Origin of the sequence: Luteibacter jiangsuensis (assembly GCF_030812295.1) — a bacterium.
Taxonomy (GTDB): domain Bacteria; phylum Pseudomonadota; class Gammaproteobacteria; order Xanthomonadales; family Rhodanobacteraceae; genus Luteibacter; species Luteibacter jiangsuensis_A.
Map to the genome: position 1 here is coordinate 71,671 of NZ_JAUSSK010000002.1, position 23,432 is coordinate 95,102.

General features: G+C 66.6%; 20 protein-coding genes. 13 read left to right on the forward strand and 7 right to left on the reverse strand.

Annotation, left to right across the window (positions count from 1 at the left end; genetic code table 11):
* Positions 1-71 precede the first annotated feature (71 nt).
* Both J2T07_RS05695 and secB read right to left on the reverse strand, forming a co-directional pair.
* Entirely contained in the window at positions 72-1,109 is a 1,038-nt protein-coding gene (locus J2T07_RS05695; RefSeq protein WP_306848083.1) for an NAD(P)H-dependent glycerol-3-phosphate dehydrogenase, read from the reverse strand.
* 3 nt (positions 1,110-1,112) lie between these two features.
* On the reverse strand, positions 1,113-1,604 hold the full coding sequence (gene secB / locus J2T07_RS05700) for a protein-export chaperone SecB (RefSeq protein WP_306848085.1): 492 nt from the start codon (positions 1,602-1,604) through the stop codon (positions 1,113-1,115).
* Positions 1,605-1,905: 301 nt separating this feature from the next.
* Here secB and rpmB point away from each other — a divergent pair, with 301 nt between their 5' ends.
* Both rpmB and rpmG read left to right on the forward strand, forming a co-directional pair.
* On the forward strand, positions 1,906-2,142 hold the full coding sequence (rpmB, locus tag J2T07_RS05705) for a 50S ribosomal protein L28 (protein ID WP_089981369.1): 237 nt from the start codon (positions 1,906-1,908) through the stop codon (positions 2,140-2,142).
* Between the two features lie 12 nt (positions 2,143-2,154).
* Positions 2,155-2,319, forward strand: a complete 165-nt coding sequence (gene rpmG, locus J2T07_RS05710; protein ID WP_036109728.1) for a 50S ribosomal protein L33 — start codon at positions 2,155-2,157, stop codon at positions 2,317-2,319.
* Between the two features lie 402 nt (positions 2,320-2,721).
* Here the strand turns inward: rpmG and J2T07_RS05715 are convergent, their stop codons facing one another.
* Positions 2,722-3,915, reverse strand: a complete 1,194-nt coding sequence (locus J2T07_RS05715) for a DesA family fatty acid desaturase (protein ID WP_306848097.1) — start codon at positions 3,913-3,915, stop codon at positions 2,722-2,724.
* Positions 3,916-4,154: 239 nt separating this feature from the next.
* Between J2T07_RS05715 and J2T07_RS05720 the strand changes: the two genes are divergently transcribed.
* The 6 genes from J2T07_RS05720 to J2T07_RS05745 all read left to right on the forward strand — a co-directional run bounded on the left by J2T07_RS05720 (position 4,155) and on the right by J2T07_RS05745 (position 9,377).
* A complete protein-coding gene (locus J2T07_RS05720) occupies positions 4,155-4,886 on the forward strand; it encodes an ABC transporter ATP-binding protein (protein WP_306848098.1) in 732 nt (243 codons plus the stop codon).
* On the forward strand, positions 4,883-5,638 hold the full coding sequence (locus tag J2T07_RS05725) for an ABC transporter permease (RefSeq protein WP_306848099.1): 756 nt from the start codon (positions 4,883-4,885) through the stop codon (positions 5,636-5,638). Before J2T07_RS05720 ends, J2T07_RS05725 begins: the two co-directional genes overlap by 4 nt.
* Positions 5,638-6,984 (forward strand): GldG family protein, encoded by a 1,347-nt coding sequence (locus tag J2T07_RS05730; RefSeq protein WP_306848101.1) that lies wholly within the window; start codon positions 5,638-5,640, stop codon positions 6,982-6,984. The genes J2T07_RS05725 and J2T07_RS05730 overlap by 1 nt, the downstream gene beginning before the upstream one ends.
* A 1-nt stretch (position 6,985) precedes the next feature.
* Positions 6,986-7,474, forward strand: a complete 489-nt coding sequence (locus J2T07_RS05735; RefSeq protein ID WP_306848103.1) for a hypothetical protein — start codon at positions 6,986-6,988, stop codon at positions 7,472-7,474.
* A 71-nt stretch (positions 7,475-7,545) separates the two neighbouring features.
* Positions 7,546-8,358 (forward strand): bifunctional DNA-formamidopyrimidine glycosylase/DNA-(apurinic or apyrimidinic site) lyase, encoded by an 813-nt coding sequence (gene mutM, locus J2T07_RS05740; protein WP_306848105.1) that lies wholly within the window; start codon positions 7,546-7,548, stop codon positions 8,356-8,358.
* A 95-nt stretch (positions 8,359-8,453) separates the two neighbouring features.
* A complete protein-coding gene (locus J2T07_RS05745) occupies positions 8,454-9,377 on the forward strand; it encodes a hypothetical protein (RefSeq protein WP_306848108.1) in 924 nt (307 codons plus the stop codon).
* A 6-nt stretch (positions 9,378-9,383) separates the two neighbouring features.
* Here J2T07_RS05745 and J2T07_RS05750 read toward each other — a convergent pair whose 3' ends face one another.
* A complete protein-coding gene (locus tag J2T07_RS05750) occupies positions 9,384-10,157 on the reverse strand; it encodes a hypothetical protein (RefSeq protein ID WP_306848111.1) in 774 nt (257 codons plus the stop codon).
* Positions 10,154-10,807 carry a thymidine kinase gene (locus J2T07_RS05755; protein WP_306848113.1) on the reverse strand — a complete coding sequence of 218 codons (654 nt, stop codon included), beginning with the start codon at positions 10,805-10,807 and terminating at the stop codon, positions 10,154-10,156. The genes J2T07_RS05750 and J2T07_RS05755 overlap by 4 nt, the downstream gene beginning before the upstream one ends.
* Positions 10,808-10,925: 118 nt before the next feature.
* Between J2T07_RS05755 and J2T07_RS05760 the strand changes: the two genes are divergently transcribed.
* Positions 10,926-12,920, forward strand: coding sequence for a UvrD-helicase domain-containing protein (locus J2T07_RS05760; protein ID WP_306848115.1), 1,995 nt, complete (start codon positions 10,926-10,928; stop codon positions 12,918-12,920).
* Positions 12,921-12,933: 13 nt separating this feature from the next.
* On the opposite strand, the gene J2T07_RS05765 is transcribed toward J2T07_RS05760, so the two are convergent.
* Both J2T07_RS05765 and J2T07_RS05770 read right to left on the reverse strand, forming a co-directional pair.
* On the reverse strand, positions 12,934-13,953 hold the full coding sequence (locus J2T07_RS05765) for an AI-2E family transporter (protein ID WP_306848117.1): 1,020 nt from the start codon (positions 13,951-13,953) through the stop codon (positions 12,934-12,936).
* 51 nt (positions 13,954-14,004) lie between these two features.
* Complete coding sequence (locus tag J2T07_RS05770; protein WP_306848119.1) at positions 14,005-15,024, reverse strand: AI-2E family transporter; 1,020 nt, start codon at positions 15,022-15,024, stop codon at positions 14,005-14,007.
* Positions 15,025-15,167: 143 nt separating this feature from the next.
* Here J2T07_RS05770 and J2T07_RS05775 point away from each other — a divergent pair, with 143 nt between their 5' ends.
* The 4 genes from J2T07_RS05775 to plsB all read left to right on the forward strand — a co-directional run bounded on the left by J2T07_RS05775 (position 15,168) and on the right by plsB (position 23,369).
* On the forward strand, positions 15,168-16,076 hold the full coding sequence (locus tag J2T07_RS05775) for a 5'-nucleotidase, lipoprotein e(P4) family (protein ID WP_306848121.1): 909 nt from the start codon (positions 15,168-15,170) through the stop codon (positions 16,074-16,076).
* A 299-nt stretch (positions 16,077-16,375) separates the two neighbouring features.
* Positions 16,376-19,636: a DUF6543 domain-containing protein gene (locus J2T07_RS05780; protein WP_306848123.1), complete on the forward strand. Its 3,261-nt coding sequence runs from the start codon at positions 16,376-16,378 to the stop codon at positions 19,634-19,636.
* Between the two features lie 131 nt (positions 19,637-19,767).
* Positions 19,768-20,739, forward strand: coding sequence for a hypothetical protein (locus J2T07_RS05785; RefSeq protein WP_306848126.1), 972 nt, complete (start codon positions 19,768-19,770; stop codon positions 20,737-20,739).
* 17 nt (positions 20,740-20,756) lie between these two features.
* Positions 20,757-23,369, forward strand: coding sequence for a glycerol-3-phosphate 1-O-acyltransferase PlsB (plsB, locus tag J2T07_RS05790; protein ID WP_306848128.1), 2,613 nt, complete (start codon positions 20,757-20,759; stop codon positions 23,367-23,369).
* The last annotated feature ends 63 nt before the right edge of the window (positions 23,370-23,432 follow it).

Sequence of the window (23,432 nt, forward strand, 5' to 3'; positions counted from 1 at the left end):
GAGGAGGAACCCGTAGGATTTTTTACCCCGTGGACCGCCCCGGTTCAGCGAGCCGGGAGACGCCGCGGCTGTCAGCCGCGGCGGTGCGGGAACAGGTCGACCGGATACTCCGCTTTCTGCTCGCGTCCCATGAGCGTGCGCAGGCCTTCGGCTGGCGTGACCTCGCCATGCAGTACGGCGCGCACGGCGGCCGAAATCGGCAGGTCCAGTCCGTGAAACCCCGCCAGCCGCGCCACTTCGTCGGCGGTGACGACGCTTTCGACCACCTGCCCGATCTGGCGTACGGCCTCGTCGAGCGGGATGCCCTTGCCCAGAGCGAGGCCCAGGCGCCGGTTACGCGACAGATCGCCGGTGCACGTGAGCACCAGGTCGCCAAGACCAGCGAGGCCCATCAGCGTTTCCGCGCGAGCCCCCAGCGCCACGCCGAGGCGCAGCATCTCGTTCATGCCACGGGTGATGAGGCCAGCCCGCGCATTGAGCCCGAGCTCCATGCCATCGGCGACACCGGTGGCGACAGCGAGGACGTTCTTCATCGCGCCACCGAGTTCGGCACCGAGGATGTCGTTGCCGGTATAGGCGCGGAAGTTGGGTGCGTGCAGGAGCACGGCCAGTTCCTTGCCGAAGGCTTCGTCCGTGGCATGCACCGTCACGGCGCTGGGCAGGCCGGCGGTCACCTCGCGGGCGAACGAGGGACCGGTGACCACCGCCGCGGGCCGCCCCGGCAGTTTCTCGTCGACCAGTTCGTGCAGGAAACGACCCGTGCCGGTTTCGAACCCCTTGGTGGCCCACGAAACCTTCGCGCCAGGATCGAGCAGGGGCACGATCTGGTCGAGCAACGCGGCGAACGCATGGCTGGGCACGACGAGCAGGACGATGTCGGCACCGCGCAGCACCGTGGCCAGATCGGCCTCGTATACGAGCTCCGGCGGCAGGTCGAGATCGGGCAGGTAACGCAGGTTTCGCCTTGCCGACGCCATGGCCGCCAAGGCTTCCGCATCGCGTCCCCACAATCTCGTGGGGACGTCGTTACGGGCCAGGAGCGCGGCCAGCGCGGTTCCCCATGACCCGGCGCCGAGAACGGCGACGGTGGGTCGGGAAGTGGGGCTCATCGCTCAGCTGTTGAGCGGATGGGCCCCGGCGCCTTCGAGCTGCTGGCGCTGCTGTTCGGCGTAGAGGGCATCGAAATTGATCGGCTGGAGCAGGAACGGCGGGAAGCCACCTTCCTGGATCATGGAAGACACCATCTGGCGCGCATAGGGGAACAGCAGGTTCGGGCAGTACGAGCCCAGGATGCCGTCGCGGTCGTCATTGGTGAAGCCGCCGATACCGAAGATGCCGGCCTGGTGCACTTCGGCCAGGTAAGCCGTGCGCTCGCCCAGGTTGCAGGTGAGGGTGAGGCTGAGCACGACTTCGAAGAGATCGTTGCCGAGGTCGACGGCCTTGTGGCCCAGGTTGAGCTGGACCTGGGGCTGGGCCTCGGTCTCGCCCATTTCCTGGAACACCTGGGGGGCGTTCGGGGCTTCGAAGGAGGCGTCCTTCACATAGATCTTCTGCAGCACGAGCTGCGGCTGGCCGGCCTGGCCGTTGGCGGTGATTTCTGCCATTGCGTGGTCCTCGAAAGGGGTCGTGTGGGCTGGCTACGTGCCGAGGCACGAAAGCGGCGATTGTTTCACACAACCCGGCGCGCCGCACAGTCCGGCTTGCACCCGCACGTGGGATTCTGAGAGAATGCCCGGCTTCCCTATGCCGACCCGATACGTCGGGCAGGCCCGTCATGCGATGCGGGCCCCATCGGCGGAAGCGCTCCACCCGCCAGCCATCGCGTGGCGACCCGTTTCACGGGTCGCGGCTGGGCCGTCGCCGTCCTGGCCAAAGGATGGTCCAACGAATCTAGAGGAGGCCACCATGGCCCGTAGATGCCAAGTCACCAACAAGGGTGTGCAGACCGGCAACAACGTCTCGCACGCTAACAACAAGACCCGTCGCCGCTGGTTGCCGAACCTGCACGAGCGCCGCTTCTGGGTCGCCAGCGAGAACCGCTGGGTGAAGCTCCGCGTTTCCAACCACGCGCTGCGCACCATCGACAAGAACGGCATCGAGGCCGTGCTGGCCGACCTCCGTTCCCGCGGCGAAAAGATCTAAGGAGATCGAACCATGGCAAGCAAGCGCGATAAGCACCGCCTGATTTCCACCGCGGGCACCGGTCATTTCTACACGACCACCAAGAACAAGAAGAATACGCCGGAAAAGATGGTCTTCATGAAGTACGACCCCGTCGTCCGGAAGCACGTGGAATACAAGGAAGGCAAGATCAAGTAACGCACCGCGTTCAACGCGCGACGTTTCTTGATTTCGAAGAACCCGCCTCACGGCGGGTTTTTTGTGGCTCGGCTTCGCCCTCGCGATTGGGGTGTGCGGGACAAGCCTCGCCCGATCACCGCAACGACCTCCTTCGTCAGCGGCGAGGTCGAGGGTTCGCGGACACGGTCCGCTCCCACCCGGGTGCGGCAAGCGCCGCAGAGAGCGGCATGCGACACGTTGCAGGCTTTGCTCTTCCTCACCAACCCACCCCCGTGTCGAGAGAGCTGCCGGGCGCCACGCACACAACGAACGCGAGGGCGAAGCCGAGCCGCAACATCGGACGATCCTCGAAATTGTGAGGATCAAAAAAAACCCCGCCGTGAGGCGGGGTTTTCAGTGACTCAGACTATGCGGGAGGGCTTACGCGCCCACCGCCGAATACCCCTTGAGCCGTTGCGCGAACTGCTGCAGCGAGCGGATGCCGCTCTGCTCGGCTTCCACGATCCACTGCTGCAAGGCCTTGAGCGACTTGTCGGCACCGCGCTCTTCCATCAGGGCCACGAGCCGGGCGCGGAACTCGCACACGGTACGCAGTGCCGGACGGTTGGCCAGGGCGGCCTGCAGGCGCTCGCGGGCGTCGTTGTCGAGCCAGCGGCCACCGTCGGCCAGCGCGCGGCGCAGGCGACGCGGCACGGACTTGATGCTGTCCCCGGCCTGGGCCATTTCCTCGCGCATCGTGGGCAGGATCACGTTACGGTAATAGTCGGTGGTGGCCTGGAAACGCAGGGTCAACACACCCTTCAGCGTCTCGGCGTCCGGCAGGTGCACGTTCGGGCGGATGTTCAGGGTGGGCGCGACGCGCAGCACCTTGGCCAGGCCCAGGAAACGCAGGCTGCAGATCGCCGCCCAGCCGATGTCGAACTCCCACTTGCGCAGGGCGAACTTCGCCGAGCTGGGGAAGGCATGGTGGTTGTTGTGCAATTCTTCGCCACCGATCCAGAAGCCCCACGGCGAGATGTTCGTCGCCTTGTCGGAGCTTTCGAAATTGCGATAACCCCACCAGTGGCCGATACCGTTGACGAAACCGGCGGCCCAGAAGGGAATCCAGATCATCTGCACCGCCCAGATGGCCATGCCGATCACGCCGAACAGCGAGATGTCGATCACCGCCATGAGGGTGGGACCCCAGTAGGGGTGACGGCCGAACAGCGTGCGCTCGAACCAGTCGTCCGGCGTACCGCGGCCGTACTTCTCCATGTCGGCCTTGTTGTAGCTGGCCTCGCGATAGAGCGCCACGCCGTCCAGGAAAACCTTCTTGATGCCAGCGATCTGCGGGCTATGCGGGTCTTCCTCGGTTTCCACCTTGGCGTGGTGCTTGCGGTGGATGGCCACCCACTCCTTCACCACCATGCCGGTGGTCAGCCAACCCCAGAAACGGAAGAAGCCGTTGAGGATCCAATGGAAGTCCACGCCACGGTGGGTCGCGCTGCGGTGGTAATACAGCGTCACGGTGAAGATGGTGAGCTGGGTGACCACGAGCAGATAGACCAGCATCTCGCCCCAGCTTGCGCGGGTGAGTCCATTGGCCAGGAAATCGAGCAGGGTGTCGAGCATCGAGTCGGTACCGCGCGGGAAGTGAAAGGAGACGTACGTACAACTCCAGTCTAACCAGCAACATCCATACCCACCAGCACGGAAAGCGGCAAATTGTGAAAGGAGTTGTTGTGGGATCGCGAGCCCATTGCGCACAATCGCCCGATGACTTCCCGTCCAACCGTTCAGACAGACCCGGGCCGCCCCGTACGTTGGGCGCAAGATGCGACACATAGCGCGACGATCGCCGACGTAGTCGCATGAGCACGAGTCATTTGCTGAATGTCGATGGGGTTTCGCGACGCCGTTCCGGCCGGGAAGCGGTGACGGACGTGTCGTTTTCCCTGAACCGCGGTGAAGTACTGGGCCTGCTCGGCGTGAATGGCGCAGGAAAGTCCACGACGCTTTCGATGCTTTCCGGTGCGCTTCGGCCCGACCATGGGCGGATCGAACTCGACGGCCAGGATTTCATCGCCCATCCCGCCCTTGCCCGCCAGCTCGTCGGCTGGCTTCCGGAGAGCGCGCCCTTGTGGCCCGAGCTCTCCGTGGAGGAGCACCTCGTCGCGTTTGCCCGGTTGCGCGGGGCCGCGCGGCAAGCGGCTCGGCGAGCGGCGCAGTCGATCATCGCCCGGCTGCAACTGGGCGACCTGCGCCAGCGCCTTGCCGGCGTTCTGTCCCAGGGCCAGCGCCAGCGCCTTGGTCTGGCGTGCGCCCTGGTGCACGACCCCGCCCTCATCATCCTCGACGAGCCGGCCAACGCCCTGGACCCCATCCAGGCCGGGGAACTGCGCAAGTTGATCCGCGAGCGCGCCGCGGCCGGTTCGGCCGTCATCCTTTCGACGCATGTCCTCGCGGAGGTCGTCGCCGTCTGTGACCGGGTGGCCATCCTTCATGAAGGACGCCTGCGCCAGGACGCACCATTGCGGGGAGAACAAGGCGGCACCTCGCTGGAAGCCGCCTTTTTCGGCATCGCCACGGGAACCTCCGCATGACCGTCGCCGCCGTCGCCCGTCTCGAACTGAGGCGTCTCGCCGTCCGCCCGTTGGCCTGGGCGCTGGCAGCCTTGACCATCGCATGGCTGGCCTGGACCTTCGTGCTCGGCCTGGGCCAGTTCCTCGGCGCCCAGGTGAAGCTCGCCGCCGTGGCGGACGCCCCGGGCTTCACCGACCTCGTAGCGATCCCGCTGCTCGCCGAGCTGGCCAAACTCGCCTTCCTCGTTGTCCCGTTGATGACCATGACCCTGATCGCCGGCGAGCGCCGTGCCGGCATGCTGGCCCTCCTCGCCTCCACGGGCTTGCCGCCGTGGCGCATCGTGCTCGGCAAGTACCTGGCCGTGCTCGTGTGGCTGGCCCTGTGGCTGCTGGTCACCCTGGCGATGCCACTGGTCGTCGGCTTCGGCTCCACGGCGGACTGGGGCAAGCTCGCCTCGGCCACCCTTGGCACCGCCCTCTTGCTGGCCACGCTTGCCGCGATCGGCATCGCCTGCTCGACGGCGACCACCTTCCCCGCCATCGCCGCGGCGATGGCTCTCATCGTGACGCTGGCGCTCTGGACGATCGACCGCGGCGCGCAGGCCGCCGGCGTGAGCGGCGGCTTCCTTGAATGGCTGACCATGGCGACGCATCTGCAGAACCTCCTGCGCGGCCTGGTCACATCCAGTGACCTGGTCTGGTTCGCGCTGGCGATCGCCCTGTCCCTGAGCCTCGCCATCCGTCGCCTGGCTTCCGACAGGGAGCGCCAGTGATGCGCCGCCTGGACCGTTGGCTCGTGTTGCTTGGCCTCTTCGTGGCCACCGGCTGCATCGGCTTCCTCAGCTCGCGTCACGTATGGACCTTCGACTGGACGCGAGGCGCGCGCGCCAGCCTCGCCCCCGAGAGCGTCGCGGTACTGGACACGCTGCGCGGCCCGGTCGAGGTCGTCGGCTACATCTCGCCTACGGGCCCGTTGCGCGAACAGATCGCCGCCGTGCTGGAACGCTACACACGCGAGAAGAAGGATCTCACGCTGTCCTTCGTCGACCCCGACGTCGATCCCGCCGCCTCACGCCAGTTGGGTATCGCCGGCGACGGCGCGCTGCTGGTTCGTTATCAGGACCGCGAGGAGCGCGTCGAAAGCCCGATCAACGAACGCAACCTGTCGAACGCCCTGGAGCGCCTCGCCCGCGGCGGCCAGCGGATCGTCGCCTTCGTGACGGGTGACGGCGAACGTCAGGCGGACGGACACGCCAACGCCGACCTCGGCGTCTTCATGAGCCAGGTCGAACGGCGCGGCATCCGCGCCGTGCCGCTCAACTTCAGCCAGACGCAGGGCGTGCCCGAGCATACCGACCTGGTGGTGCTTGCCAGCCCCACCGCCCCTCTTCCGGCAGCCACCGTCGGCGCGCTCGTCGATTACGTCCGCGGCGGCGGCAACCTGCTGTGGATGGTGGAGCCCGGCAACGACGATCTCGGCACCGGCGCCATCGCCGACGTGCTGGGTGTGCGCGTACTGCCCGGAGTGCTGGTTGATGGTCAGGGAGGCACGCTCAACGTCAACGATCCCCGCATCGTCGTGGTCGGCGATTATCCCTTCCACGCCATCACCCGGGCGTTCCGCGACACCACGCTGTTCCCCCAGGTGTCCGCGCTCGCGCAGGTATCCGATCACGATTGGGCCGTCGTACCCTTCCTGCGTTCGGGTGAGCGAAGCTGGACGGCATTCGGCGGCATCGACAACGACAAGCCTTCCACCGTCGCCTTCCATCCCGAGGCGGGCGAACTGAAGGGACCGCTCGATTTTGGCTTCGCCCTGAATCGCCTCTCGCCCAGCCCGGCCAAGAGCGAACAACGGGCCGTGATCGTCGGCGATGGCGACTTCCTCTCCAATACCTATGTCGGCAATGGCGGCAACCGCGCCCTGGGCGAGCGCATCGTCGACTGGCTGCTGGGCGACGACGTGCTCGTGGACCTGCCCGCCCGCGGGGCGCCGGATCGCGTGATCGCGCTCTCCCAGGAAGGCCTCAATGCGGTCACGCTGGGTTTCCTGGTCGTGCTGCCACTCGTGCTCCTGGGCCTCGGTCTGGGCATCGCATGGCGACGACGGAAACGCTGAGGTGAACGCCAGACTGGCAGGCCTCGCCCTTCTCGCACTCCTCGTCGCCGCCGTGGCGTGGCAGTGGCATGCCGACGACGCCCAGACGCGCGAGTACACGCTTACCGCGCTCGACCCGGACGCCGTGCAAAGCATCGAGGTCGAGCTGAAGGGACTGCCGGCGCAACGGTTCGACCGGCGTGACGGACACTGGACCAGTCCGGCGGGTCCGGTCGACGAAGGACGGGCACAGGAGCTGGCCGCGCTGGCGGCGACCCCGGTGTCGGCATGGACACCGGCGAGCGGCTTCGAAGCGGCGAAGATCGGCCTGGCGCCGCCCCTGGCCACCCTGGTCCTGGACGGTACGCGCATCGAGTTCGGGGAGATGACGGCATTGGGCAAGCAGCGCTATGCGCGCGTGGCCGGACGGGTTGCGTTCGTGCCTGCCCAGGCGCTGCCGCGTGCGCCGCGGACGGCTTCGCTTCCGACGACCACCTCGACCGCCCGGTAGGTACGCGGCCGGCGCGTTCCTGCCTCCCGACGGCGCTTGCCAGGCGCGGCGGCACACCCCATCTTTCACGCATGCCCGAACTGCCCGAAGTAGAAACCACGCGTCGCGGTATCGCCCCCCATATCGAGGGCCGCCGTGTCACGGGTGTGGTACTTCGCCGCCCGGATCTTCGCTGGCCCATCCCTCCGGAAGTTTCGACACTGCTGCCGGGACAGTTGATCGACAGCGTGGAGCGGCGGGCGAAATACCTGCTCTTGCGAACCGAAGCGGGTACCGCGCTGTTGCACCTGGGCATGTCGGGCATGCTGCGCGTACTCCCCGCCAATACGCCGATCGGCAAGCATGACCACGTCGACATCGCGTTCGACTCCGGGCAGGTACTGCGCTTTACCGATCCCCGCCGCTTCGGCGCGTTGCTTTGGCAGATGCCGGGCGAAACGCACGAGTTGCTCGAGGGTATCGGGCCTGAACCGCTCACCGACGCGTTCGATGGCGACCTGCTGTGGCGGGTGTCCCGAGGCCGCTCCGCCGCGGTGAAGACCTTCCTGATGGACAATGCCGTCGTCGTCGGCGTCGGTAACATCTACGCGAGTGAAGCCTTGTTCGCCGCCGGCATCGACCCGCGCCGCGCCGCAGGGAAGATATCGCGCGAGCGTTATCGAAAGCTGGCGGTGGAGGTGAAGCGCATCCTCGCCCATGCCATCGACCGAGGCGGTACGACACTGCGCGATTTCCTCGCGCCAGACGGTGCGCCCGGTTATTTTTTCCAGGAACTCTTCGCGTACGGGCGGGCGGACGAACCGTGCAAGGTATGTGGAACGGCCATCCGTGTCGTGACCCTCGGCCAACGCGCTTCGTTTTATTGCCCGAGCTGCCAGAAGTAGCAGGGACGACGTGAAATGACGGCTTGGGCCTACGGCGCCGCAAGGGCGTGACTTCCTAGACTTCCATCACACGCCCCCTGCCATGGAAGCTCCGCATGAACAGCCCCCGCCCGAAACCGACGATCCGACGCGGCGCGCTCCTCGCCCTCGGCTTACTGGCCGGCACGGCCCTCGCCGACACGCCAGTGGACACGAACCGGCCGTTCGACCACTACAGCTGGGTGACCAGCCACAACGCCTTCACCAGCAATGGCCTGTTCCCCAACCAGACCGAGACGGTGGGCCAGCAACTGGCCGGAGGCGTGCGCGGACTGATGCTCGACCTGCATTCCAGCCAGGGACGCGTACGGCTCTGCCACAACGTATGCGCAGGCCAGGCGCAACCCCTCGCCGACCTAGTCAACGAGGTGCTCTTGCCGTTCCTGGAAAGCGACCCCGACGCGATCGTCAGCCTGCACCTGGACGATTTCACCGATGCGAAGGATCTGGTCATCGAACTCGGGAAGTCTCCGGGCCTGATGGGAAAGACCTTCGATCCCCATGCATGGCCGACACCGGAATGGCCCACGCCCGAGGACATCGTCGAGAGCGGGCAGCGCGTGCTCATCTTCAGCCTCAAACGCGACAACAGTGGGACCCTGATGACCCGCGCGGGTGCGATCCACATCATGCCGAGCGAGGACTTCACGGTGGAAAACTACTGGAGCCTCGGCGCGACGCCCCTGACCCACGACAACAGCTGTCACAGTCGCTGGGACACGCCCCTATCGCGCAGGGAGATCCCGGGCAAACCCGGCTGGCGGCCATTGTTCACGATGAACCAGTTCCATGGAGCGCCGTTCGAAAGCCATGCCCGCAGCGACAACGATTTCGACCGGCTCCAGAGCCGGTATCTCGATCATTGCCGCCCCTCCGCACGACGCAAACCGAACTTCGTCGCCGTGGATTTCCACCAGCACGGCGATACCGCGCGCTTCGTGAACTGGCTCACGCGGTCGGCGCCGGACGAACTGCCGTGAACCGGATCAGTCCGGCCAGCGCATGTCCGCATGGGAGTTGTTGAAAGCGGGGTCTTCTTCATTGCCGGACAAGGTCACCGCCAATCCCCCCGGCACGCCGTCGACATCGATCGTCTGCGCGGGATCGAAATGCGCACCCAAGGCCCCTAACTCCACGAAACGCTCGGCCAACGCGCCGGCACGATCGATCTCGCGATCGGGTACGTTGGCGAGACTGATGTCCGGACGACCGAACTTGCGCATGCCGCGTGTGCGAATCCAGGAACGCCCCTTGGATTCTTCGGGGCTGCACAGGATCAACACGTGGTGGCGAGGGGGCGCGCCGCCCTGTACCAGGTAGTGCTCCCGCCAGCCTGCGGCGTCGAACAACGTGAGGATCTGGGGATCGACGACCGCCTTGCCACCGATGTCGGTCAGCGCGGCAACCACGCCGAGCGTGTCGCGCAGGTAGTCCAGGCGCTCGCGATCGGCGAAGCGGCCACGGATGGCCACGACATGCGGAGCGGCCTTGGCCGCCTGGAAGGCTTCCGGATTGTCTTCGCGCAAGAGTTCGCCGAGCGCACCGGACAGGGGATAGCCTTCCCAGCGCGCGAGGACCGAATTCTGGAAGCGCTGCAACTCCACGCCTTCCGGCAACCCCGGGCTGCCGTAGCGGGCGGCGGGAATGGCCAGGTCCTCGGCGAAGGCACCGAACACGAAGAACAGCAAGACCGCCTGCTCGTCACTCGGCTTCCAATAGGGGCGCGGCCATTCGGCGGCTTGGGGCGTCGTCTCGGTCACGCGTGGCTTCCTTCGTCGGGATCGTTTTCTCCGAGCGGCAGCACCGATTGCTGCAACTCGATACGGCCGTCACCGCCGGTAATGCTCTTGAATTCGGCGCGGCTCACGGAGACATAGCGATCGTTGCCACCGATCTCAACCTGCGGACCCTGGGTCACCGCACGGCCGTGCTCGTCCACCCGCACCACCATGGTGGCCTTCTTGCCCGAATGGCAGATCGTCTTGATCTCCTCCAGGTTGTCGGCCCAGGCCAGAAGATACTTGCTGCCTTCGAAAAGCTCGCCACGAAAGTCCGTGCGCAGCCCGTAGGCGAGCACCGGAATGCCCAGGTGGTCGACCACGTCGGAAAGCTGCCAGACCTGAGCCTTGCTCATGAACTGGGCTTCATCCACCAACACGCAGTGCAGGGGGCCGCGGCGCTCGATATCCCGCTCCACGAGGCCGAAGATATCGTCCTCGCCGCCGAAACGCATCGCCCGGGCCTGCAAGCCGATACGCGAGGCCACGATGCCTTCGCCATAGCGATGATCCAGCGCCGGCGTGAGAATGAGCGTGCGCATGCCGCGCTCGTGGTAGTTGTGCGCGCTTTGCAGCAGGGTCGTGGTCTTGCCGGCGTTCATCGCCGAGTAATAGAAGTAGAGCTTGGCCATGCGGTCGGTCCGGTGCGTGACCGGGCATGGTACCGCCAAGGCCGCCGGCCGGCATACGGCCCGCCTCCCCACCTGCTAACATCCGTGGCCTCGTCCGCCTGTCCTACGGCCGATCCCGATGCTCAACCCGCAACAACACGCGGCCGTCGAATACTGCGACGGTCCCCTCCTCGTGCTGGCCGGCGCCGGCTCCGGCAAGACCCGCGTCATCACGGAAAAAATCTCCCATCTCATCTCGCGCCGGCACCTGGCCGCGGAAAAGATCGCCGCCATCACCTTCACCAACAAGGCGGCGAAGGAGATGCGCGAGCGCGTCGGCAGGCTCATTTCCGACGATGCCGCGAAAGCACTTACCGTCTGCACCTTCCACGCGCTGGGCTTGAAGTTCCTGCAGATCGAGCACGAGCGCGCGCGATTGCGGCGCGGCTTCTCCGTGCTCGACGCCGACGACAGTTCCAACATGATCAAGGAACTGTCGCCCAAGGGGGTGAAGCCGGAGGTCATCCAGGGCATCCGCAACCTCGTTGGCCGCGCAAAGAATGCCGGGCTCACGCCCGAGGAAGCCATGGCTTCGGCGCGAAGCCCGCGCGAGATCGAGGCCGCGACGATCTACGACCTCTACCAGCAGCGCCTGGCCGCCTTCAACGCGGTGGACTTCGACGACCTGATCCGCCTGCCCCTGCGCATCCTCGAAAGCGATGCCGATGCGCGCGCCATCTGGCAGGAACGGTTGCGCTACCTGCTGGTGGACGAATACCAGGACACCAACGACGCGCAATACCGCCTGCTCAAGGCGCTCTCCGGCCCGAAGGCGCGATTCACCTGTGTCGGCGACGACGACCAGAGCATCTACGCATGGCGCGGCGCCAACCCGGAAAACATCGACCAGCTCGGCCGCGATTTCCCGCAACTGCGTGTCATCAAGCTGGAACAGAACTACCGCTGCGCGAAGCGCATCCTGCGCGCGGCGAATAAGTTGATCGCGAACAACCCGCACGTGCACGAGAAAAAGCTGTGGAGCGACCACGTCGAGGGTCCACCCATCCGCGTCATCGAGTGCAAGGACAACGAGCACGAAGCCGAGCGCATCGCCGCCATTGCGGCGAACCTGCATGAAAAGTACAAGGAAAAGGGCATCCGCTGGGATGATTTCTGCATCCTGTATCGCGGCAATTTCCAGGCCCGTGCCATCGAGAAGGCCTTGCGCCTGGCACGCGTGCCGTACCACCTGAGCGGCGCGCTCTCGTTCCTCGACCGCGCGGAGGTGAAGGACATCCTTTGTTACCTTCGCCTGCTCACCAATCCCACCGACGACGCGGCCTTCCTCCGCGTGGTGAACGTACCGAAGCGCGAGATCGGGGCCACGTCGCTGGAGAAGCTCGGCCAGATGGCCCAGGCGAGAAACGCCTCACTGCTCGACGCGGCGCGGAGCGACGCCGCGCTGAAGAACATATCGCCGCGTCCTGCGTCGGCACTGGCCGGATTTGCCCGGCTGATGGACGAACTGCGCAGCCACGCCGTGCACGAGAGCGCCGCCGAACTCGTCAACATCGTCATCGAGAAAACCGGCTACGGCGCGCAGATCGCCGCGTCCACACCCGACGAAGCGCTCCGCGAACGCCGTCTCGGCAACCTGCGCGAGTTGGTGGACTGGTTCCGCGCGATGGGCAAGGACGGCGGCCGGACCGGCGATATCGCCGCCCAGCTGGCGCTGCTCAGCCATGCCGATCGTGACGATCCGGGCAATGCGCTACGCATGATGACCCTGCATTCGGCCAAGGGGCTGGAATTCCGCTTCGTCTTCATCGTCGGTTGCGAGGACGGCACGCTGCCGCATGAAGGCGCGATCGACGAGGGCCGCCTCGATGAGGAACGGCGCCTGATGTACGTAGGCATCACGCGGGCCAAGGAAATGCTGACCTTGTCGTTCGCGGCGCGGTCACGCAAGTATGGAGAGATCCTCAACAACGATCCCAGCCGCTTCCTCGAGGAACTTCCGCAGGACGACCTGCACTGGGATGGCAAGGACCCCGATGCCGATGCCGAGGTGAAGAAGGAAACCGCCGAGACGCACATGGCGAGGATCAGGGCGATGCTGGCCGGCGGCGCCTGACGTCGGCCTCGGCTCAGATGAGCTTTTCGGCTTCGAGCTCGCTCTTCATGTAAGCGTAGTAGATCGGCGCGGCCACGAGTCCCGCCAGGCCGAAAGCCGCCTCGAACACCAGCATCGCCACGAGCAACTCCCACGTACGCGCCCGGATCTGGCCGCCGACGATACGCGCGTTGAGGAAATACTCCAGCTTGTGCACCACGATCAGGAAGCCCAGCGCGGCCACGCCCACCCATAGCGAGACGGACAGCGCCGCGATGGTCACCATCGTGTTCGAAATGAGATTGCCCACGACCGGCAGCAGGCCCGTCACGAAGGTGACGAGCACCATCGTCTTCGCCAGTGGCACGTGCACGCCGAAGGACGGAAGTGCGATGAGAAGGAAGATCGCAGCCAGCGTGGTATTGATGGCGGAGATCTTGAGCTGGGCGAAGATGATGTTGTGAAACGCATGGGCCAGCCGCATGGCGCGCGTCGCCAACTCGAACGACAACGGCTTTGCAGGCCGTCCGCCCGCCCCATGCGTCACCGCGACGATCGCTCCGAGAACGAGTCCGATCAGGATGTGCGCGAACACGCGTGCGGTCGTGGTGCCTGCCAGGCGCAGGTCGCCCGAATGCTCATGCATCCAGGCCATGCCCTGCTCGCGGAAGTCGACGAAGCTATCGGGAAGCCGCGAGGTAAGCCATGGCGGTAACTGTTCGTGCGCCTTGCTGAGCAGGGGCAGCAACTTGCTGTCCCACAGCTCCTGGGGATCGCCGATGTCGCTGCGGTAGAACGACAAGGCCGCGACGACCATGAGGATGATCGCGCCAACCACGACCACGGTGACCACCCCGACCGCTATCAGCCGCGCGCGCTCGCCGGGAATGATGCGCCGGATCAGCGGCGTAAGCGCCTCGACCACCTCATACACCAGCAATCCGGCGAGCAGGGCGGAGATCAGGTGGAGCATCAGGATGCCCCACAGCGCCAGGGCCGTCAGCAGGTAGGTGGCGATCCGGATGCTGCGGGGACCGTGCGGGATACCCGCCATATATTGCAACTCCTCGAAGGTGGCGCGATTCCAGCAGCCGGGGGATGAACGCTAGATCAAGCGCTCCGCTTCCAGTTCGGCCTTCAGGTACGCGTAGAAGATCGGCGCGGCCACCACGCCGGGGAGCCCGAAGGCGGCTTCGAACAGCAGCATGGCTACCAGCAACTCCCACGCCCGCGCACGGATCTGGCCGCCGACGATGCGCGCGTTGAGGAAGTATTCGAACTTGTGGATGACCACGAGGAAGGCCAGCGCCCCCAATCCCACATACAGCGATACCGACAGACCGACGATGGTGATCGCCGTGTTCGACAAGAGGTTGCCGATGACCGGTAGCAATCCGACCACGAAGGTGATCACGATCAGTGTCTTGGTCAACGGCAGGTGCACGCCGAACAACGGCAATACGCAGAGCAGATAGATCGCCGTGAACAGCGTGTTGAACAGCGAGATCTTGATCTGGGCAAAGACGATGTTGTGGAAGGCGTCGGCGAGCCGGGCGCTGCGCAGGCTGAGTTCCGCCGCGAAAGGACCTATCTGGTGGGTGGGCCGGGCGCGGCTCAGTGCGATGATCGCGCCGAGCACCAGGCCGATGATGATGTGGACGAGGACACGCGCGGCCTCCTTCCCGGCCAGTTGCAGGGTCACGGCATGCGAACGCATCCAGTCCATCGCGGTGATGCGAAGGGCATCCACGCTGTCCGGCAGGCGCTCGACCACGGCCTGCGGCAATTGCTGGCGAGCGCGCTCCACCACGGGCATGAGCTTGTTCTGCCAGAGGTCTTCCGGATTGCCGATCTCGTTGCGGAAGAAACTGATGCCACCGAGGATGAGCAAGGTGAGCAAGCCGACGACGATCACGCCGACGAGGGCGACGGCCAATACGCGCGCACGGTCGCCCGAGAGCTTCCGCCCCATGAGGGGCGCCGTGGACACCACGACCTCGTAGACCAGCAGGCCCGCGAGCAAGGCAGGCAGCAGGCGCAGGTAGAGGACGAGGAAAAGGCCGAGTCCGGCGGCAATGTAGCTGGCGATGCGCACGGCGTGCGTCCGCGAAGGGGCGGCTTCCATGAGCGGTCTCGTCGTGGATGAGGGCGCAGTCTGTCAGGACGCGGGGTGGTCGCGCCAGAGGCGTGCCGCCGTCGTCATGCTGTCGTAAACTGCCCCGACAATCGCCGCCCCACGGGCGCGATGCCTGTTTGCCAGGGGTTCCCATGATGAAGTTCGTCCCGGCCGCGCTCGCGGCTGTCCTTGCCCTCGCCGGCTGCGCCCATGCACCGCAGGCCGCGGCACCGGTTCCCACCGCCACTGCCGTGGCGCCCGCCGACGCTCCCGCCCCGGGGCCGTCCGCCGATGACAACCTGAACGCGGTGGCGTGGTCGCAGAACGCCAGCGAGCACGACTTCATCTACCTGCAAACCTTCCGCGACGCGCGGGAGAAACTTCTCAAGGCGAAGAACGACCCCAACTGGGATGCGCTGCCGAAGGATGATCGCGCCGTCCATCCTTCGCTGAAAGGGCGGAAACCGGCCGTGGTGCTGGACATCGACGAAACCGTGCTCGACAACTCGCCTTACCAGGCACGCCTGATCCGTTCGGGCGGCGAGTTCAACGAGGCCGAGTGGGCCGCCTGGTGCAACGAGGCGATCGCCCGGCCACTGCCGGGGGCCCTCGAGTTCACGAAGTTCGCGGCGGACCATGGTATCGCGGTGATCTACATTTCCAATCGCGCGAAGGATCTCGACGACGCCACGCTCGCCAACCTGCGGTCCGCGGGTTTCCCCGTGGCTGGCAAACAATCCTTCCTCGGCCTGGGCACCTTCGTCGAGGGCTGCGAACAGGTCGGTAGCGAAAAGGGTTGCAGACGCCAGCTCGTGGCCAGGGACTATCGGGTGCTGATGCAGTTCGGCGACCAGATCGGAGACTTCGCCAACGTGCCGGGCAACACCGCCGACGGCCGCGCGAAGGCCATGGCTCCCTATACCGCCTGGATCGGCGAGCGCTGGTTCGTGCTGCCGAATCCGACCTACGGCGCCTGGGAATCGGCTCTCTTCGACAACGACTACAACCTGCCCCGCAACGAGCGGCGCCAGAAGAAAATGGACTCGCTTCGCATCAAATAAATCAATAAGTTAGATGCGATGACCTGACATATTGCTTTAGCAATGTCGGCCAACTATCATCTCTCTCGCCGAAACCTGCGGTGCCCAAAGCAAAGCAGGCAAGGCCATTTCCCTTTCCGGCTTCGGGCTGGATAACCCCGTGAGGCGTCGCGTCTCCGGGGTTTTTTCTTATGCGCGAACGATCGGCCTGACAGGCCTCGCTTGCATTGCACCCAGTCTTCGCGCGTTCCGCGCCGACGGACCCTCCTGCGGATCGTTCCTACACTGCTGCGCTGGATTTCCCACGCAAAGGACGCAGCATGGATACGATGCCACCGCAGGCCCCGCCTGCCCTCACCCAGAGTCCGTACGCCGCGGCCACCGACGCCTTCGATCGCCTCGTCGGCCTGCAAGCCTGGCTGGCCACCCAGACCGCCGCCATGCCCGCCCTGCCCGAGACCTTCGATAACGCCGCCATCGGCCCCTACCGCGCCGCCGTCGAGTCCTTCTGGCAGGCCCCCGCCGAGGGCTCCGCGGGCGCCTCCCGCCGCGACACGCTCGCCGCCCACCTCGCCTCCGCCGCCCTCGACCTGGCCCTCCTGGGCCACCACGACGGCACCCTCGATGGCGATGCCCTCGCCCTGGCCCGCGACCTCCGGGCCTCCGGCCCCCTGCCCGCCCACCTCTCCGTGCGCGAGCCGATGTTCGGCACCACCCCCTACGCCGGCGTCCTCCTCATCCAGGACCTGCGCACCCCCGAGCGCGTCCTGCTCTTCTCCACCCAGCTCGGCTGGGAGGCCTTCCCCCGCCTCGCCGATGCCCTCGCCGCCCTGGAGCGGCGCGCACGGCGCGGCCTCGCCGACCAGCCCGACCTGCCCGGCATCGCCCGGCAGCACCTGGCCCACCTCGGCCCGGACCCCTTCGTCACCTCCCGCCCCCTCGCCGGCCCGCCCTTCGATACGCTCGTCCAGCGCCTGATCGACGTCCAGCGCGACAAGCTCGAGCAGGCCGGCTTCGAGTTCGCCCTGGCCCGCGACGGCCAGACCCGCGACGCCGTCCTCACCGATACCGTGTTCGATGCCTTGCGCCTGGACCGCGCCGTCGACGTGACCGCCCTGCTCGCCGTCCGCCACGGCTCCCTCATGGAGGCCTTCAACACCCAGCGCCTGGCCCGCGTGCCCGCCGCCGTGGCCCAGCACTGGCGCGAGGCCGAGGACGCCTATCGCTCCACCCTCGCGGCGATCACCACCCGCGAGGCCCAGGCCGGGCTCGCCACCCCGCCCTCGCTCACCGACTACGCCACCACCGCCCTGGGCGAGCGGCTGCGCGCCCGGGGGATCACCCACGACCCGGCCGACATCCAGGTCCAGATCGATCGCGGCACCGACCCCGCCGCCCGCCTGGAATCGCTCCAAGCCCTCTTCCAGGGCCCTGCCCCCGCCCACATCCGCCTGCTCGACCTCGCCTACCAGAACCTCGCCGCCTTCGAGCCGGTCCGCCTCAGCGCCCAGGCCGGCGATGGCACGCCCCTGCCCGCCCTGGACGATGCCGCCATCCGCCAGCTCGTCCGCGACCTCGACCTGGCCACCCGCTACCCCGCCCTGGTCCAGACCACCTTCCGCACCGGACCCGAGGCGCCCATCCGGCGCGAACACGCCGCCAGCCTGCAGCGCGCCCACATGGGCCTGCTCGCCGCCGAGGCCCGCCTCTCCTACTACCTCCACGACGCCCCCCGCAGCTTTCGCACCGACCACGCCGAGCGCGGCTACCGCTGGGTCCAGGCCGCCCTCGACGCCCCCGATCCCGCCCACCGGGCCCGCGTCGAAGGCCACGAGGTCGTCGTCCGCCAGGTCACCTATCGCGGCACCCCCGTGCGCGACCTCCTCGTCTTCGGCGTGCGCAACCCCGCCAGCGTGCCCAGCATCGTGATGTACACCCCCGATGCCCCCGATGGCATCACCTTCCGCGAGTTCGACGACCGCGCCGAGGCCGGGCGCCGCCTCCTCTACCACCCCGCCTTCCGCGAGTACCTGCTCGACCGCCTGCCCGCCGACGAGGCCCGCGTGCTCCCCAACGGCAGCGCCCGCGCCTTCGCCGGCGACCACCTCGCCCAGTGGGTCCTGGGCACCAGCGACACCTCCGACTACACCCGCACCGACGTCCGCTTCGAGGAACGCGACATCGAGGGCGACTTCCTCCACGCCGCCTACCAGACCGACATCCAGCTCGGCCTGCGCAACGTGCTCACCCTCACCCGCAGCGCCGGGCAGGCCCACTGGGCCTGGCTGGTCGACCGCCTCGGCTCGTCCCTCTCCCAGCGCATCCTCCACGACGTGCTCCAGGGCGTGCTCACCGCGCCCGCCCGCGCCGCCCAGGCCGCCTGGCGCTTCTACGACAACGTCAAGGCCGGCGACCACGCCCACGCCGTCGTCGACTTCGCCGACTTCTACAACGCCTCCCTCGCCGCCGCCGCCCCCGTCCACGCCCTCGGCTCCGCCCCCCTGGCCCGCGCCATCCTCGGCGCCCGCGTCCGCTTCGCCGGGCGCCTCGTCGAAGCCCGCCCCGCCGTCCAGCCCGCCGTCGTCTTCGAGGCCGGCTACCTCGCCAAGGGCGTGCACACATCCGCACCGCCCAACGCCCAGGGCATCTTCACCCTCCAGGGCCGCTCCTACATCGAGCACCGCGGACACCTCTATGGCGTCCGCTACGACCCGCACATCGGCACCTGGCGGCTGAGCCGACCCGGCGGCAACCCCGCCTTCCGCGGACCCGCCATCCGCCGCACCGGCGACGGCTCCTGGGCCTTCCACCAACTCGGACCCCGTGGCGGCACCGGACGCGGCGCCCCGGGCGCCCATGTGCAGCAGGGCAACCTGTACGAGGAATACAGCCAGGAAATCGAGTTGGCCTTCCCCGACGCCTTCGAGCGCGATCTGGTCCACTCCCAGATGCAGGCCGAACTGACTCCCGGAGGCCCCGCCGCCGCCATCACAGCCGCTCAGCGCGCGCGCTGGAACGAGGTGGTTCGTCGCGCCGACGTCCGGGTTGCGAACCGCGCACAGCAACCCGCCGCATGGCCACCCCCCGGGTATCCGATGGACCTGGCGCCTCCATCGGCGCCCAACGGCTTCCAGCGGATATCGGGAGCGGACGTCCCGGCGGAGCTTTGGTATTACGGCGCGAAGCCGATGAGGGACCATGGTGTGCGCGTGTACTCGCCCGATGGCTCCGCCTACTTCCCGAGCATCCGCCTCGCCGGAAACACCAACGGCATCCGCGTCACCACGGTGCCACCCACGGCGCCGATCGCCGAAATCCGGAACGCCGCGGGGGCACCCGATCTCGTACGCTCGAACACGTTCGCCGTCCGGATCGACGCGCGGGACATGAGGCCACAATTCAACTACCCCAATCTCAGCGTGATGCGTCGAACCGGAAGCCATCCGAACGTGTACTTCATCGGTGACGATGGATACAGGAGAAGCACGATCTCACTCATGCGGCCACGACACACCATCATCGGGACCCTGCCGCCCGAGGCCCCTTACGCTCCAGGTGCGCCGGCTCCTGGGCGGAATTAACCCGGTACGCCGTTACGGACACCCCGCGGGGGCCTCGTGCCTCCCGGGGTTTTCGTATCCGCGACCCACAGATAACGCGCTACCGCGCCGCCGTGTATCCTCCACCTCCCCGTCGATAGCGCCGCCGACCCTTGATCATCCGCCGCCACCGCCCGACCGTCCCGATCCTTCTGCTGCTACTCGCCCTGCTTACTGCCTGCAACAGGCAGAAGGAAGCTCCGGGTACACCCGGCGGCGAGTCCCCCGAGGCCGCCGCCCGGGAATCCCTGGCGCTGCTCCGCGACGGTAAGTTCGACCTGTTCTGGCAGCATGCGCTGCCGCCGGCCGAGTTTGCCGCGCTCCGCGCCGACTGGCCGAAACGCAACGCCACGCAGGAGCCGATCACGCCGGAAGACCGCGCGAAGTTCGAAACGGGCGTGAAGCGCCTCACCGAGGCGGATGCGGAGAAGAAGCTCTTCGCCGACCTGCGCCCGACCCTCGTGCGCTTCGACCGCGATTACAAAGACCAGATGCCCTTGCTCGCCGGTATGGGCCAGTCGATGTCGTTGACCGCGATCGATCAGGCGAAGGACCTTCCGCTATCGCAGAAGCGGCAACTGCGCGACGTGGTGAACGTGATCGCACCCTGGACCCAGACCGTGGCCTGGGGCGACCAGACGAAGGCGAAGCAGGCGATTTCCATCCTCGTGGACACGGCCCGCAAGGCGAAACTTTCCACGCCGGACGCCCTGCACGCGATGAGCTTCGAGGAGTCGATGGCCACGTGGTCCACCGCATGGCTGGGATTCAAGCGCCTTCTCGACGTGTACGGACTTTCGATCGACAAGAGTTTCGCATCCGTGAGCATCGACACGATCGAAAACAGCGGCGGCTCGGCCCACGTCAAGATCACCTATACGGTGCTGGACAAGCCGATCCAGACCGACGCCACCCTGGTCCTGCTCGACGGCCGCTGGTATGACAGCGACCTGCTCCAGCGTGTCCGCGACCAGCATGCCCGGCTGGTTCAGCCCGCCCCGCCGGCAAGCGCGCCCGCACCGTCCGCCACGGCGGCGCCGCCGCGCGACCCCGGCGCACCCGTGGCGGACGCCAAGGGCCACTGAGGTCGTACAATCCGACGATGTCCGAAATTCCGATGAGTGCGGATCCGCACGTCCATGTCGCCCGTTCGCCCTGGTGGTTCAAACTGCTGGGGCGTCTTCTCGAGCCCTGGGTGCGGATCAAGCGTGAACCCGCCGAGCCCGCTACCCTGCTGAACAGCGGGGCGGCCGTTTGCTATGCGATCGAACGGGACGGCACCTCCGACGCCCTGATCCTGGAACGCGCCTGCCGCGAGGCGGGGCTGCCCAGCCCCATGCAGTTGCTCGACCTTCCGGGCAGACGCCGCCGCTCGGTTTTCTCGCTGAGTCGCCGTCACGGCTGGCTGTTCGGCCGCACCGACTCGCGCGGGCCCAAGGAACCGATCGGCCAGTTGATCCGGGCGATCGAGGACGATCCGACGCGCGACATCCAGGTAGTCCCGGTATCGATCTACGTCGGCCGCGCGCCGAACCGCGAATCGGGCTGGTTCAGTGTGCTGTTCGCCGAGAACTGGCTGGTTGTCGGCCGCTTCCGCCGTATGCTCGCCTTGTTGCTCAATGGGCGCGACACCGTGGTGCATTTCTCCGCACCGGTGTCACTGCGCACCGTGCTCGGTGAATCGGGAGAGCTCACACAGGAACGCCTCACGCGAAAGATCGCCCGGGTGCTGCGCACGCATTTTCGCCGCATCCGTGCAGCGGTGATCGGTCCCGATCTCTCGCACCGTCGCACCGTGGTCGATGCCGTGCTCAATACCGAGCCCGTGCGTGACGCCATCGCCGCCACAGCGAGCAAGGAAAACATCTCCCTGGCGAAAGCCCAGCGCCGGGCGCGCGACTTCGCCCTTGAGATCTCCGCCGACTATTCGCACCCTGTGGTGCGTTCGACCTCGTTCTTACTGTCCAACTTCTGGAACAAGCTTTACGACGGCATCGCGATGCATCACTTCGACAAAGCCCGCGCGGCCGCGCCGGGCCACGAAGTGGTGTACGTGCCTTGTCACCGAAGCCACACCGACTACCTGCTGCTGTCCTACCAACTGCATCATTCCGGCGTGGTACCGCCGCATATCGCCGCGGGGGTGAATCTCAACCTGCCCGTGGTGGGTTCGATCCTTCGTCGTGGCGGCGCGTTCTTCCTGCGTCGCAGCTTCAAGGGCAACGCGCTGTATTCCGTGGTGTTCAACGAATACCTCGCCCAGCTGGTGGACCGCGGGGTACCCCTGGAGTACTTCATCGAAGGCGGGCGCTCGCGCACCGGGCGCTTGCTCGCACCGCGTGCCGGCATGCTGGTGATGACCCTGCGCGCCTTCCTCCGCGCGCCGCGCCGCCCCGTCATGTTCCAGCCGGTGTACATCGGCTACGAGAAACTGATGGAAGGCAAGTCGTACGTCGGCGAACTGTCAGGCAAGCCCAAGGAGAAGGAATCGCTACTCGGCCTCATTCGTGGGTTGAAGGTGCTTCGCCAACGCTACGGTCACGTCACACTGAACTTCGGCGAGCCCATCCTGCTCACCCCGCTGCTCGACGATACCGCGCCGAACTGGCGCGAGACCACGGCCGATCCGGATGCGAAGCCCGAATGGCTGAATGGCGTCGTCGACGACCTGGCCGAACGCATCCAGGTGAACATCAACCGCGCGGCCGACGTGAACCCTATCAACCTGCTTGCGCTCGCCCTCCTGGCGACACCCAAGCATGCGATGGCCGAGAACGACCTGCTGGCCCAGATCGAACTGACCAAGGCGCTGTTCCAGGAACTGCCTTATTCGGATCGGGTGACCATCACGCCAATGAACCCGCAGGGCGTGATCGCCTACGGCGAACAGATGGGCTGGGTCCGCCGCATACGCCATCCCCTCGGCGACGTACTCGTCACCGAGGGAGAGCAGGCGGTACTGCTCTCCTACTTCCGCAACAATGTGCTGCATCTCAACGCCGCCGCCGCTTGGGTGGCCGCCTGCTTCCTCAACAACCGGCGCATGTCGCGTTCCTCGGTACTGCGTCTCGGCCAGATCATCTATCCCTTCATCCAGGGCGAGTTGTTCCTCCCGTGGGACAAGGAAGGCTTCGCCGCGCAAGTACAGGACACCATCGAGTTCTTCGTTCGCCGCGGCATCCTCGAGTCCAGCGCGGAAGGACGCGTGCTCGAGCGTGGACCCGGCCAGGACGACGGCGCCTACCAGTTGCGCGTCATCGCACGCAGCATGCTGCAGGCCTTCGAACGGTATTACATCGCCATTGCGGCCCTGGTGAAGAATGGACCGCACACCATGAGTGCCGGCGAGCTGGAAACCGCCTGCACGCTCACGGCGCAACGCCTGGGCATGCTCAACGAACTTTCGGCACCGGAATTCTTCGACAAGGCGCTGTTCCGCGGCTTCATCCAGAAACTTCGCGAGGCGAAGGTCGTGTGGACCGACGACGCCGGCAAGCTCGACTTCAGCGACGCCCTGGAAGACATGGTGCGCGATGCTCGCGTGATCCTTGCACGGGAAGTGCGCCATTCCATCCTGAAGATCACACCGGGCGGCGAGAACGATCGCGACCTGGACGCGCGTCCGCCGATCGACCCCGACGATGGCTCGGCGGGCGAGTCCCTGCATGATCGCCATGTCGCCAACGAACACATGCGTCACGACAGGCATCAGTGACCGGCACCTGAGTTCCTGAAGAACAACGGAACCTTCGGTGGTCCCCGCGAAACCGGGGATCCC